Raw genomic sequence first — 14097 nt, forward strand, 5'->3', positions numbered from 1 at the left:
TGGTGTAGGCTCGTCATTCAGGAGGCCCTTGCCATGACCAAACCCGACCACACATTCGCGACCTATCAACTGGAAGACCGCTATGCGCAGCCGCGCGGGCGGGTGTTTCTGACCGGCACCCAAGCCTTGGTGCGGATCATGCTGGATCAGGCGCGGCGCGACCGCGAGGCGGGGCTCAACACTGCCGGGTTCGTGTCGGGGTATCGCGGGTCTCCTCTGGGGGGCTTGGATCAGGAAATGTGGCGCGTCGGCAAGCGGCTGGAAGCGGCCCGCGTCAAATTCCTGCCTGCCGTGAACGAAGACCTCGGTGCCACCGCCGTTTTAGGCGCACAGCAGGCCCATCTTGATCCGCATTGCGAGGTCGAGGGTGTGTTTTCGATGTGGTATGGCAAGGGGCCGGGGGTGGACCGGTCCGGTGATGCGCTGAAGCACGGTAACGCCTATGGCTCCGCGCCCAAGGGCGGCGTGCTGGTGGTGGCGGGGGATGACCACGGTTGCGTGTCCTCCTCCATGCCGCACCAATCCGATGTCGCCTTCATGTCGTGGTTCATGCCGACGCTGAACCCTGCCTCGGTCGCCGAATTCCAGAGCTTTGGTGAATACGGTTTTGCCCTGTCGCGGTTCTCCGGCACCTGGGTCGGTTTCAAGGCGATTTCTGAGACGGTGGAGAGCGGGGCGTCGGTCGATCTCGCGCCGGACCGTGTGTTCGTGCAACCCGACTACACCGCGCCGCAGGGAGGCTTGCACGTGCGCTTGGGCGATCTGCCGTCGCCCGCGATTGAAACGCGTATTCACGACAAGCTTGAGGCGGTGCGTGCCTTTGTCGAAGCGAACCCGATCGACCGCCATATCTATGAAATCAAGGACGCGGCTTATGGTATCGTGACCACGGGGAAAGGCCACCTTGATACGATGGAGGCGCTGCGTCTGCTGGGGCTGGACGAAGCGAAATGCCGCGATCTGGGCATCGATATCTATAAGGTCGGCATGGTCTGGCCGCTGGCAGTGCGCGATGCGCTGGATTTTGTAAAAGCCAAGCGCGAAGTGCTGGTGATCGAGGAAAAGCGCGGCATCATCGAAAGCCAGTTCAAGGAGGCTTTCTATGACTGGCCCGGCTCCAAACCGGCGCGGATGGTCGGCAAGCACGACGAGAATCTCGAAGAGCTGATTCCGTGGACGGGAGAGCTGTCGCCGCTCTTGCTGGTGCCGGTGATCGCCGCGCGGCTGGATGCGTTTTTCCCCGAAGAAAAGCTATTGGAGAAAGCCCGCGCGTTGACCGACACGCCGCCGGTGTTGCTCAATGTCGCTGGGGCCACGCGCACGCCCTATTTCTGCTCGGGCTGTCCGCATAATACCTCGACCAAGGTGCCCGAGGGCTCCACCGCGAATTCCGGCATCGGTTGCCATGTGATGGCGAGCTGGATGGACCGCGACACCGCCGGATTTGCCCAGATGGGCGGCGAAGGCGTGCCGTGGATCGCAACCTCGCTGTTCAATGGCGGCAAGCATGTCTTCCAGAATTTGGGCGAGGGTACGTGGTATCATTCGGGCAGTCTCGCGATCCGGCAGGCGGTCGCGGCCAAGGCGAACATCACTTACAAGATACTTTACAACGACGCTGTGGCGATGACCGGCGGGCAACCCGTCGATGGTCCTGTTTCGGTCAGCTGCATCGCACAGGCAGCACGGGCCGAAGGCATTGCGCAGATCGCCGTGGTCTCCGATCAGCCCGAGAAGTTTGTGAAGGCGGATTTCCCCGGCGATACCAGTTTTGACCATCGGCGCGACCTCGACACTGTGCAGCGCGAGTTGCGCGAGATTCCGGGCGTGACGGTACTGATTTACGAGCAAACCTGCGCGACTGAAAAGCGCCGCAAGCGCAAACGCGGGACGATGGAGGACCCGAAGAAATTCGTTATGATCAATGATCTGGTCTGCGAAGGCTGCGGCGATTGCAGCCTTGAGAGTAATTGTCTGAGTGTGGAGCCCATAAAAACCGAGTTTGGCACCAAACGGAAAATTAACCAGTCGACCTGTAACAAGGATTATTCCTGCCTCAACGGGTTCTGCCCGTCTTTTGTGACTATTGAGGGCGGCACGCGGCGTAAGAAAGCCGGTGCTGGATTGGATGCAGAGGCGCTCGCGGCAGATTTGCCGCAGCCCCCGCTGCCGACGTTGGATCGGCCATACGATCTGCTGGTGACAGGTGTTGGCGGCACGGGTGTTGTAACGGTGGGGGCGTTGATTTCAATGGCGGCCCATCTGGAAGGCAAAGGCTCCAGCGTGCTGGATTTCACTGGCTTTGCGCAGAAATTCGGGACCGTTCTGGGCTATGTCCGCTTGGCCGCGAGCCCGCGCGACGTACATCAGGTGCGCATCGGGCAGGGTGCGGCGGATGCAGTTATCGGCTGCGATATGGTGGTAAGCTCTGCGCCCAAGGCTTCGGCGCATTACCGGCGTGGCACCCGCGTGGTGCTGAACCGTGCCGAGATGCCGACAGGTGATCTGGTGCTCAACCGCGATGCTGATCTGGCGATCGACCAGCGCGAACAGGTGGTGGTTCAGGCAGTGGGCGCGCAGAATGTGCAGGCCTTTGATGCCAACGCGATGGCCGAACGGTTAATGGGCGATGCAGTGTTTGCCAACGTGATGATGCTCGGCTTTGCGTGGCAGCAGGGCTTGGTGCCGGTGTCGCTGACAGCGCTTTATCAGGCGATCGAGCTGAACGGCGTGGCACCTGAGAAGAACAAGTCGGCCTTTGCTTTTGGCCGTGTTATGGCTGCAAATCCAGACGCGCTGAACGCGCCGCAAGAGGTGCAGGGCGAAGAGACTGTGGCGGACCTGATCGCCCGTCGCATGGCCTTTTTGACCGACTACCAGAACGACGCTTATGCGGCGCGTTATAAGGCGCGGCTGGACGCTGTGACCCCGCATCTGACCGACGACCAACAGCGTTTAGCGGCGACATCGCTGTTCAAGCTGATGGCCTATAAGGACGAGTACGAGGTTGCACGTCTCCACACGCAGACCGGATTTGACACGCGCATCGCTGATGCTTTCGAAGGCGACTATAAGGTGCATTACCACCTCGCACCGCCGATGTGGCCGACGGGCAAAGACACCCGCGGCAGGCCGTTTAAACGCAAGTTCGGCCCGTGGATGGGCGCGGCCTTCAAAGTATTGGCCAAGATGAAACCGCTGCGCGGCACCTGGGCCGATATCTTCGGCTATGGCGCAGACCGCAAGCTGGAGGTCGCCTTGATTGCGTGGTTCGAAGGGGTGCTGGATCAAGTCGCGCAGACGGATATGGACGATGTGACCAAGAGCAAACTGCTTGTCGCGCCAATGGAAATTCGCGGCTACGGTCCGGTGAAAGAGGCTGCCGCGCACCGCGTTCAGGGTGAGGTCGCGGCACTGTTGGCTGTGTCTATTTAAACGGGCGCATCGGCGGCGGCGTGCCTTGACAGCCCGCGCCCCGCTTGACATTCCGGCGCTCCGTGGGCCCCATGCGCCCAACGTAAAGGAGTCTGAACCGATGATGAAAACCCGCGCTGCCGTGGCTGTTGCCGCTGGCCAACCGCTCCAAATCATGGACGTGAACCTCGAAGGTCCCAAGCGCGGCGAAGTGCTGGTGGAGATCAAGGCGACCGGCTTGTGCCACACTGATGAATTCACCCGTTCAGGCGATGATCCCGAAGGCATTTTCCCCGCCATTCTTGGCCATGAGGGCGCGGGCATCGTGTTGGAAGTCGGTGAGGGCGTCACCACGCTGGAGCCGGGCGATCACGTGATCCCGCTTTATACGCCCGAATGCCGTGAGTGCGAATATTGCCTATCTGGCAAGACCAACCTGTGCCAAAAAATCCGCATCACCCAGGGGCAGGGCCTGCTGCCCGATGGCACCACCCGTTTTTCGATGATGGATGGCACGCCGATTCATCACTACATGGGCTGCTCGACCTTCGCGAACCACACCGTGGTGCCCGAGATTGCGCTCGCCAAAGTCCGCAAGGACGCGCCGTTTGATAAGATCTGCTATATCGGCTGTGGCGTGACTACGGGCATTGGCGCCGTGATCAACACTGCGAAGGTCGAGATCGGTGCGCGCTGCGTGGTTTTCGGTCTGGGCGGTATCGGTCTCAACGTCATTCAGGGCCTGCGGCTGGCAGGGGCCGACCAGATCGTCGGCGTCGATCTGAATGACGACAAGGCAGAGATTGGCAAGTACTTCGGCATGACCGATTTCGTGAATCCCAATAACGTTGAAGGCGATCTGGTCGCGCATCTGGTTGAACTGACCAAGGGCGGCGCGGATTATACCTTTGACGCGACTGGGAACACCAAAGTTATGCGCACAGCACTTGAGGCGGCGCATAAGGGCTGGGGCGAGAGCATCATTATCGGCGTGGCCGCGGCAGGCGCCGAGATTTCGACCCGTCCGTTCCAGCTGGTCACTGGCCGTGTCTGGCGCGGTACGGCATTTGGCGGCGCCAAGGGGCGCACCGATGTGCCCAAGATTGTCGACTGGTACATGGACGGCAAGATCGAGATCGATCCGATGATCACCCATAAGCTGACGCTCGACCAGATCAACGAAGGGTTCGAGTTGATGCATCAGGGCAAATCGATCCGCGCTGTCGTGGAATTCTGATCCTCGTGGGCAACCGACATTGTTAAATAATAGCCGGTCCAACACCAGATGTAGGGCCGGTTTTTTTGTGCCGCAATGCCCCACCGCTGACGCGGGGGAACGGCCAATGCGCGCTTTACACGCGGGCCTGTAGCTGTACCCTGAACCGACCAGTTTAGCAGGAGCCGCCCCCATGCAACTTACCGTTAACGGAACCGCCCATGAGGTGGATGCAGAGGATGACATGCCGCTGCTCTGGGTGTTGCGCGACGAGCTTGGCATTACTGGTCCGAAATATGGCTGCGGGATTGCCCAATGCGGTGCGTGCACGGTGATGGTTGATGGTGTCGCTGTGCGCTCGTGCCAACTGGCGCTGGGCGATGTGGACGGCGAAGTCACCACCATCGAAGGGCTGGGTACGCCCGAAGCATTGCATGTGGTGCAAGCGGCTTGGGTGCAGCATCAGGTTGCGCAATGCGGCTATTGCCAGTCGGGGCAGATCGTTCAAGCGGCCTCCCTGCTTGATCTCAATCCCGAACCGACAGACGCCCAGATTGACGCGGCGATGAGCGGTAATCTGTGCCGTTGCGGGACCTATCCGCGCATCCGCGCGGCGGTTCGCACCGCGGCCAACAAATTGCAGGGGGCCTGAACCATGGGGCGCATCAAGACCATCGCGCGGCGCAGCTTTCTGATTGGTTCTGTTGCAATTGCGGGCGGGGTGGCATTTGGCATTTACGCCTATAAGCGCGAGGGTAAGAACCCGTTGCTCGACACGCTGGCCCCCGGCGAGGCGAGCTTTAACCCCTACGTCAAGGTCGATGCCAATGGCGTCACCCTTATCACGCCACGCGCCGATGTCGGGCAGGGGGCTTACTCCATTCAGGCGCATCTGATCGCCGAGGAGATGGATGTCGATTTGGCCACCGTTCGGATCGATCCGGGTCCCCCTTCGGCTGTCTATTACAATGGTGTTGTCGGGATAGAGGCGATGCCGATTGCTGCGACTTCTGAAACGTTTCTGGCCAATACCGGGCGCGGCGCGGCGGATGTCGCAGGCAAGTTTTTAGGGCTGCAACTGACCGGTGGATCGACGACCGTGCCGGATATGTTTGACCGATTACGCCATGCGGGGGCGGTGGCGCGGGCCACGCTGATCGCAGCAGCAGCCGAGCAGACCGGTCTGCCAGCCGACCAGTTGCGCACCGACATGGGCGCCGTGGTGCTGCCCGATGGGGTGCGTCTGGAATATGCCGATCTTGCCGCCACCGCAGCCGAGATCGAACCCGTGCAAGAGGTGACACTCAAGGACCCGTCAGACTGGAAATATCTGGGCAAGCCACAGCAGCGTACCGATATTCTTGCGAAATCCACCGGCACCCAGACCTATGGCATCGACATGGTGATGGACGGGATGGTTTATGCCACCACCCGCACCAACCCAGCGCAGGGCGGCGCGATACGCGGCTTTGATGCGTCAACGGCGAAAGAACGGCGCGGGGTGAAAGCGGTATTGCCCATCACCGGCGGAGTCGCGGTGATCGCCGACAACACCTGGCGCGCTTTTCAAGCGGCTGCCGAGGTGAAGTGCGACTGGGACGATGCACCCTATATTGGCGACAGCGACAAACAGTTCGCTGCCGTCGCTGCAGCTTTTGATCCTGCCAGGCAAGACAGCCGCTTTCGCGACGAAGGCGATGTTGATGCGGCGTTCGAGGCCGCAGCCGAGGTGATCGAGGCGGAATACCGCATTCCCTATCTGGCCCACGCACCGCTGGAGCCGATGAGCGCGATGGTTTTGCTGGCCGAGGGGCGATTGGACATCTGGACCGGCACCCAGATCCCGCGCTTTATGCAGGCCAATGCCGCCAAACGCGCAGGGCTGGAGGCTGAAAACGTCCATGTGCATGTGCTGATGTCGGGCGGCAGTTTCGGGCGGCGGCTGGAGGATGACTATGTCTTGCAGGCGGTCGAGATCGCGATGCAATTGCCTGATGTGCCGATTAAAATGGTCTGGTCCCGCGAAGAAGATTTTACCCATGACTTTCCCCGACCGCTGGCGATGTCGCGGGCGCGCGGCACTGTGAGCGATGGCAAGATTGCCGCTTATGATCTTGCGGTTGCCGCCCCCTCCACGGCGGAATCGCAGATGGCGCGGCTTGGCCAGCCGGTGATGGGGCCGGATATGGCGATTGTGCAATCGACATGGGACCAGCCCTTTGCGATCCCCGACTACCGCGTCACCGGATACCGCGTGCCCGCGATGGTGCCGGTGTCGTCGTGGCGGTCTGTCGGGGCGTCGGGCAACGGGTTTTTGCACGAGTGTTTTATTGACGAGCTTTGCCTTGCCGCCGGAGCCGATCCGCTGGAGGAACGGCTGCGCCTTTGCAGCCACGATGTATCGCGCAAGGTGTTGGAGGCCGTGGGCGAGATGTCGGGCTGGGGTAGCGAGATGGCGCAGGGGCGCGGGCGTGGCTTGGCCTTTGTGCTGGCCTTTGGAGTGCCGGTCGCACAGGTGATTGAGGTGACCGATGTGGAGGGCGCAATCCGCATCGACAAGGTATTTGTCGCCGCTGATGTGGGTCGCGTGATCGATCCGGTGAATTTTGAGGCGCAGGTTTCGGGCGGGGTAATCTTTGGCCTCGGGCACGCGATGAACTGCGAGCTGACCTATAAGAACGGGGTGCCGCAGCAGGACAATTATCATGCCTACGAGGGCATGCGGCTCTATCAATGCCCCGAGGTTGTGGTGCGCGGATTGGAGAATGGTACGGAAATTCGGGGCATTGGCGAGCCCGGCGTGCCGCCGTCGGCGCCCGCGCTGGCCAATGCGATCTTTGCTGCCACTGGCAGCCGAATTCGCACGCTGCCGCTGTCTCATTCGGTGAGGTTCGTTTGATGCGTTTGGTTTTTGCTTTGATGGTCGCGGCTGCTCCGGCACTGGCGCAAGAGGTTGTGACGCCGCAAATCCCGCGTGAAGAGGGGCTGGCAGCCTGGGACCGGATTTTCGAGGTCACCTCGCACCCGCGCTGCACCAATTGCCACGTCGGTGACGCGGGCATCCCGATGTGGGAGGCTTTGGGTTACGGTGAAGAGCGGGTCCACGGGATGGGCATTGTTGCGGACGATAGCCGCATTGGTGCCGAAAGCGTGCCGTGCCGGACCTGCCATGTCACCTCTGCGCGGGCCAACACCGTGCCACACGCGCCGCCGCATATTGATGACGCGTGGCGGCTGCCGCCGATCGAGCTGGAATGGCTTGATAAATCGAGTGCCGAGGTTTGCGCCCAGATGCGCGACCCTGAGACCAATGACGGAAATACCATCGCGGAACTGGTTGAGCATCTGCAGACTTCCGCCTTTGTGGCATGGGGCTTTGATCCGGGTGCGGGGCGGTCTGCGCCGACCGGCACAGTGGAGGATATCGCCCGCGATGTCGCACTTTGGGGAGAGGCAGGCACGCCCTGCGTCGAAGGCTGACCGTAGGAATTCAGCCGCACGCGCGGTTGCGGTCTTGACCCTTGATGCGCTTTGAAATAACCCTTCAACTGTAGCGCGGGCGTTGTGTAATGGTAAGACCTCTGCCTTCCACACAAAAGAACGCGATTTCCTGCACGTTCCATTATATTCCACCGTATTATTATCATTGACTAAATTGTTCATTGGCTTTCTTGTGATTTCATACCCCTTCAGGGTGATGCCGACAAAAAGCAGACAAAATGCCAAAACTGACAGAGACTTTTTCTCGCAAGATACCCCACGCAATATCGGGGACAGAAAAGCACTGGGATAGTGAAATAAGAGGACTTGTGCTTTTCGTCGGGAAAAAATCGAAGACATGGTACTTTCAGAAAGATGTCGGCGGACGAACACGTCGTGTTTTGATCGGGCGACATCCGGTTATCTCTGCTGAAGCGGCACGCCAGACCGCACTTGAATTTACTCTTCAATGGAGTAGGGGGGCAGGCAGGCAAATCCAAATTGGCGCGCCTACGCTTGCAGCCGCTATGGAAGTTTACCTAGTACGCCCGAAACTACGCTCGGAAAGCCATAAGAGTGGAACCCGCGCGCAGCTGACGCTCCATCTCAAAGACTGGCTGCGGTTGCCGTTAGATGAAATAAGCAAAGCAATGGTCGTCCGTCGTCATCTAGAAATGGCAAAGACGCCCTCTGGGGCCAATCACGTACTCCGGGCGTTCCGAACAATTTACAACCATGCACGTCGAACCTGTGACCTCCCAGAGTGCCCTACTATGGCGATTGAGTGGTTCGAAGAGAAACCCGATGGTAGGACTATCGAAGATCTTCAGGATTGGCGCTCGACTATTGATAGTCTTGAAAACCCAATCCATCGGGCTTTCTATTATTTCTTATTGTTCACTGGCTTCAGAAAATCTGAGGCCTTCACCCTTCAGTGGTCCCAAATATTGGATGACCGAATCCATTTGCCAATGACAAAGAATGGCAGAAGTTTTGACTTACCAATCCTTCCGATACATCGGGAAATCTTGGCCCCTTTACGCCTCCTAAGCCCAAATTGGGTGTTCCCCTCACCAAAGTCGATGACGGGACACATCACAAGGCCTGATAGGCTTAAGTATAATCCTCATATGCATCGTCGGACATTTGCCACGGTCGCAATGGAGGCGGGCGTTTTGGAAGAAATCGTTGGTCGTTTGCTCAATCATACACCGCTTTCGATCACGGGGCAGAGATACACCCGACCCTCATTGGATGCACTTAGGCCCTCTATGGAGCTGGCATGCGTTGAGCTACTCGCTCGGATCGAAAGCTAAGTGAGCATCGGGGCACATCACAGGCCCCAAGAAGTTGAAATGGAGACCACACGCCCACAGGTGGACATTTGCAACCTTAGCCATGGAGACAGGTGTGCTTGAGGGAATTGTGGGTCGGCTTTTAAATCACATGCCGATGTCAATCACGGGTCAGCGATATGCTCTGCCGTCTAATAATGCGCTAAGACCAGCAATGTCGCTTGTTTGTGTTGAGCTCGGCCGACGCCTGAGGGAATTTGAATGACAAGCCGATCGGAGAAAATTGCGGAAAACGAAAAAAAGAAGATGGAAGAGGCGCAGCAGGATGTTCAGGATATTTTAGAAGCTAACGTGGAGATAAATTACCTCATCAAAAGTGGTTTCCTCGACCACGGACCTATCTGGACAACAATGTGGTTCGAACTCGACTTGAAATGGTTCGATGGTGAAAGTTCATTCGTGACCATTCCAGAAGGCGAACTGGATGAATTCATTGAAAGGGCGACGGCGAGCTCTGAAGCTTTCGAACTAGCCAAATTTGTTGCGGCATTGCGGATTGAAAACGGCATTATAATTCCTGCGCGTCTCAGCGATTTGATGGCGCGATATTTAAAAGGGGATTTCATTCCCGCCCGAGAACGCCGAGGCCGCAAAGTCGACACCTGGGGACGAGATTTTATTATAGCAAGGACAATGCAGATATTGAGAAATAGATGGGAGCATCGCCGCCCGAACAAGCGAAAAGGTTCAAACAGTTCGAGGAAAAGTATCAGTCAGATTGTCCATGAGGCATTGCTGGACACAGCAATTGGCAATGTAGACGTTGAGCGCATTCAAAAAATATATGGGGCAGCTCGGAAAACAAAAAATTACGAAGAATTGCTAACGATGATCGTGAGATGGGATTACGATGACGAACCAGGATTCATTCGAGTTTAAATGTTGACTATATTTCAACGAATTATAACCAACCACGAGGCTCGAATGAAATGACACCATGATGAAATACACGGAATCATCATGAGGTAAAAAATGAATTCGAAGCTCGAAGAACTCATAGCATCGCTGAAGGAGGCAGGGCCTTCTTTGGCTCAAAACATGCGTCCAGCTGATGCGGCTTTGTACACTGGCTTGTCCGAGAGCACGCTTGCCAAACTACGTATGCGCCATAATCGGCAAAGTGGTCCTAGTTTTCTGAAAATCTCGGGCTGCGTTGTCTACCGTCGGGGAGATCTCGACAGATGGATGGACAGTCATGCTGTCAATCCCAGTGCTTGAGCGCGAGTTGGGTGCATTGCCATGAGGGATTTTTCGCCGAGTCAGATCGAGAATTACATAGTCAAGTATTGCGTAAGCACGGGCAACGGCCTTGGGCGCGTGAAGAACAAGAAATCCACGCTCAAGCGCCTCAAGGAAATGCTTGTCGAGCCGATGCTGGACACGTCCGTCACGTTCGCGCAGTACATGGCGCTCGGGCAGGACGACAAGCTGCCCAAGAAAGCCGCCCCCGGCTATTGGCTGGCCGCGCACTTTACCGACGGTCGCCGTAAGCTGGAGTGCCAGCTATTCCGGTCTATGATCGTCCTCGACCTCGACAATATCAAAGTTTCCCAGCTTGAGTATGTCACGATGGGGCAGGCAGAGATCAACCGGCACTATTGGATCATGCACACGACGCGGGCGCACTGCCCCGAGAAACCGCGTGTCCGAGTGATCATCCCCGCCAACCGCGAGATGAACGCGACCGAGACTTTCGCGATCTCGCGCCTGATCTCGTTGCAGCTTGCCGACGATCCCGAGGAGGCTATCGAGATTCCCGATATGGTCTCGTTCCGGTTCAATCAGGCGATGTTCAAGCCGTCGATCTCGCGCGGCCAAGAATACTGGATGGACGAGAACGAGTCCGGCTTGATCCTCGACGTGGACGCTTTCCTCGCGGCCAATCCCGGATGGGAGGACTACACCCTCCTGCCCTATCAGGAAGCCGAAAAGCAGCGCGGCGTCGTGGACCCCGACCGCAAGATGGAGAACCCCCACGAAAAGCCCGGCCCCATCGGCGCATGGTGTCGGGTTTACGACGTGGAGGAGGCGATTGCCGAGTTCCTGTCCGATGTCTACGCGCCCGGCACAAGCGATACCGAGACCCGGTATACTTACACGCCCGGCTCCGGCTCGAACGGGGCCGTGGTCTACGATGACGGCCTGTTCCTGCACTCGAACCACGGCACAGACCCCGCCGAGGGACTGCACAACTCGTTCGACCTGATCCGGCTCCACATCTACGGCCATCTGGACGCCAAGTCCCCGGACTCGACCGCGCCCGGCAACCTGCCCAGCTTCAAAGCTATGATGGAGTTCGCCCGCAAGGACCCCGACGTGATGGCCGATCTGGTCGCCGCCACGGTCCCTTCCGACGAGTGGGACGCGGACGAGGACGAGGACGAGGACGAGGGTAGCGATGATGATGGCGATGACACGCCGCCGCCCAAGCCGAAAGACAAAAAGCCGACCAAGGACGCGGACGCCGATCTGTCTATCGAGGAACTGCTTGCCACGGGTGACGCCGACGACGCCGCGCCCGAGGATTGGGCAAGCAGCTTTGACGCGGACGACGACGAGGAGGAGGACGCCGAGGAGGAGACCCCTAAACCGAAAGAGGTCAAATGGTCCTCGCTCCTCGTGCTGGACAACAAGAACGAGTTGGAAAAGAGCCTGCATAACTGCGCGACAATCGTGCGGAACCACAAGCGGATCGCGCCCAATATCGCCCTCAATGATCTGGACGGCGGGCCGTATCTACGAGGGATTTTCAAGTTCCCGAAAAGCGGTATTTCGCAGGCCCCTGTCCGAAATAAATCCGATGGTCGCCGCATGACGGACAACGACACGGGCGCGCTTATGTGCGCGATGGCGGCTCCGCAGAAACTCGGCGGCTATAACACGCAGTTCACGCGACAGGATGTCGAGATGGCTCTGCTGCAAGCTGCGGAAAAGAACCGCTACAATCCGTTCCTCGACAAGATCGAGCGGACCGTCTGGGACGGAGTCCCCCGGCTTGCCACCTTCTTTCACGACTGGTTCGGCGCGGAGGACGACGCCTACCACTCCGAACTTGCAACCGTTTGGTTCGTCGCGGGCGTCGCTCGACAGCACGAGCCGGGTCATCGCTTCGACCTCGTGCCGATCATCGGCGGCAAACAGGGTGGCGGTAAAACCGGCGCTATCGAAGCCCTCGGCATGGGATACGGCGGCACACTGTCCGGCGACTTTTCCAACACGCAGAAGATGACGGAATCGACCAAGGGCAAAACCGTGATCGAGGTTCCCGAACTCAAGGGTATGTCCAAGTCTGAGATCGAGGACGTGAAGGGTTACTTCACGGCGACCAAAGACACGATCCGCTTGGCGTACCGGCGCAACGAGGAGGACTTTTACCGTCGCTGCGTCTACATGGGCACGACCAACCAGTCGCACTACCTCCGCGACGAGGAGAACCGGCGTTTCTGCCCCGTGCTGACAGATACCTCCCGTCACAAGAAAATCGACTTTCCGAATTTTCTGCCGCTGATCCCGCAGTTCTGGGCCGAGGCGCAGCACATCTACCTCGCCATGCGCGCGGAGCAGCCCGAGGGTTTCCTGCCGCTGGAGTTCACGTCGAAAAAGGCGAAGGTCGAAGCCGAACGCCTGCAAAAAGAGAGCCGCGAGACCATGCCGCACGAGCCAGTGGCCGAGGTCGTAGAGCGGTGGCTGAACGCGCCCCTTTCTGCCGATCAGGCGCACAACTGCGGCGCAGATATGTGGGATGACGACGAGGACGGCAAAGGCACTGTCTACGGGCGCAACCTCGTCACGGTGACAATGATCCGCGAGGAACTGGCGCAAAACCCAATCATTCGGGAGTTGCGGGGAAGCCACGCGGAGAAAGTCGTAGGCCAAGCCCTCAAGTCAATGTCGGAATGGGAACCCTTGGGGTACGTGCATCGCCTCGGACGCAAGGCGCGCTGGTACAGCCGCGACGGGACGAACACGAAAGAGGAGTTTGTCGTCATGCGCCAGCGCGACGACTCCGACGTTGCCGATCTGCTGGGCTGAATTGGAGCAATAAAATGAGAACGAGATTCACGCTATCCCCCGGGAGGTCCGTCATAATGGTGGAGAGTAACGGGGTGATCGCCACTCACGCGACAACTTTCGAGGACCAGTATTGCACTACACTGCTCCTAGCGGGCGGTCACACTGTTAGGGTCCAAGAGACCGTGGACGAGGTGTGCCGAACGCTAGACGGCTTTCTGTGACCGCAAATTGACCCCGAAAACCCGAGGAACCCGGCCCCTGTGCCGGGTTTTTCTTTGTCCGACTCGCGGTATGCCCGGTTCCACAAACCGTTGGACGATCCGCGCTGCGGTGAAAAAGGTTCTTCGTTTGCGTGTGAGTTCTACGCTTTATTGAAGGTTCGCCGTTTTGAGGCACAACTTTCCGGCTGGGCCGCGTAAAATCCGGTCTTACCGGGCCATTTTGGACCACTGGACCACTGGACCACCCGTTTTCCTAGGGAGTCTGTACAGATTCATAGGACTCTCTTTTTTGAACTACTAATTACTAAATAATCAAAATTACCTCTTAAAGAGAGAATCTGGTGGTCCAGTGGTCCAAAGGGCTGTTTTAATCATATAAATAAGGGCTTTCCGTTTG

8 protein-coding genes and 1 pseudogene are annotated in these 14097 nt (G+C 58.4%); all 9 read left to right on the forward strand.

From position 1 onward, the window contains the following. Positions 1 to 33: 33 nt before the first annotated feature. Complete coding sequence (locus tag BM174_RS12630) at positions 34 to 3435, forward strand: indolepyruvate ferredoxin oxidoreductase family protein (RefSeq protein ID WP_093924215.1); 3402 nt, start codon at positions 34 to 36, stop codon at positions 3433 to 3435. 103 nt (positions 3436 to 3538) lie between these two features. Beyond that, complete coding sequence (locus BM174_RS12635) at positions 3539 to 4651, forward strand: S-(hydroxymethyl)glutathione dehydrogenase/class III alcohol dehydrogenase (RefSeq protein WP_093924264.1); 1113 nt, start codon at positions 3539 to 3541, stop codon at positions 4649 to 4651. Between the two features lie 172 nt (positions 4652 to 4823). Next, positions 4824 to 5282 (forward strand): (2Fe-2S)-binding protein, encoded by a 459-nt coding sequence (locus tag BM174_RS12640; protein WP_093924216.1) that lies wholly within the window; start codon positions 4824 to 4826, stop codon positions 5280 to 5282. Between the two features lie 3 nt (positions 5283 to 5285). Continuing rightward, the gene (locus BM174_RS12645; RefSeq protein WP_093924217.1) at positions 5286 to 7529 is read left to right on the forward strand and encodes a xanthine dehydrogenase family protein molybdopterin-binding subunit; all 2244 of its coding nucleotides are present in this window, start codon (positions 5286 to 5288) and stop codon (positions 7527 to 7529) included. After that, the gene (locus BM174_RS12650) at positions 7529 to 8110 is read left to right on the forward strand and encodes a hypothetical protein (RefSeq protein WP_093924218.1); all 582 of its coding nucleotides are present in this window, start codon (positions 7529 to 7531) and stop codon (positions 8108 to 8110) included. Before BM174_RS12645 ends, BM174_RS12650 begins: the two co-directional genes overlap by 1 nt. A gap of 239 nt (positions 8111 to 8349) precedes the next feature. Next, positions 8350 to 9426, forward strand: coding sequence for a tyrosine-type recombinase/integrase (locus tag BM174_RS12655; RefSeq protein WP_093924219.1), 1077 nt, complete (start codon positions 8350 to 8352; stop codon positions 9424 to 9426). A 7-nt stretch (positions 9427 to 9433) separates the two neighbouring features. Then, positions 9434 to 9670: pseudogene (locus BM174_RS21405) on the forward strand (tyrosine-type recombinase/integrase); the annotation flags it as partial. Next, positions 9667 to 10344: a hypothetical protein gene (locus BM174_RS12665; protein ID WP_093924220.1), complete on the forward strand. Its 678-nt coding sequence runs from the start codon at positions 9667 to 9669 to the stop codon at positions 10342 to 10344. The pseudogene BM174_RS21405 and the gene BM174_RS12665, both read left to right, overlap by 4 nt. A 360-nt stretch (positions 10345 to 10704) precedes the next feature. After that, positions 10705 to 13497 carry a VapE domain-containing protein gene (locus tag BM174_RS12670; RefSeq protein ID WP_093924221.1) on the forward strand — a complete coding sequence of 931 codons (2793 nt, stop codon included), beginning with the start codon at positions 10705 to 10707 and terminating at the stop codon, positions 13495 to 13497. Positions 13498 to 14097: the final 600 nt, after the last annotated feature.

The sequence above is a fragment of the Sulfitobacter brevis genome (genome assembly GCF_900112755.1).
GTDB lineage: Bacteria > Pseudomonadota > Alphaproteobacteria > Rhodobacterales > Rhodobacteraceae > Sulfitobacter > Sulfitobacter brevis.

Bases quoted from the DNA above. Each gene is read 5' to 3' on its own strand.
- BM174_RS12630 (WP_093924215.1), top strand. From the start codon at position 34: ATGACCAAACCCGACCACACATTCGCGACCTATCAACTGGAAGACCGC.
- BM174_RS12635 (WP_093924264.1), top strand. From the start codon at position 3,539: ATGAAAACCCGCGCTGCCGTGGCTGTTGCCGCTGGCCAACCGCTCCAA.
- BM174_RS12640 (WP_093924216.1), top strand. From the start codon at position 4,824: ATGCAACTTACCGTTAACGGAACCGCCCATGAGGTGGATGCAGAGGAT.
- BM174_RS12645 (WP_093924217.1), top strand. From the start codon at position 5,286: ATGGGGCGCATCAAGACCATCGCGCGGCGCAGCTTTCTGATTGGTTCT.
- BM174_RS12650 (WP_093924218.1), top strand. From the start codon at position 7,529: ATGCGTTTGGTTTTTGCTTTGATGGTCGCGGCTGCTCCGGCACTGGCG.
- BM174_RS12655 (WP_093924219.1), top strand. From the start codon at position 8,350: ATGCCAAAACTGACAGAGACTTTTTCTCGCAAGATACCCCACGCAATA.
- BM174_RS12665 (WP_093924220.1), top strand. From the start codon at position 9,667: ATGACAAGCCGATCGGAGAAAATTGCGGAAAACGAAAAAAAGAAGATG.
- BM174_RS12670 (WP_093924221.1), top strand. From the start codon at position 10,705: ATGAGGGATTTTTCGCCGAGTCAGATCGAGAATTACATAGTCAAGTAT.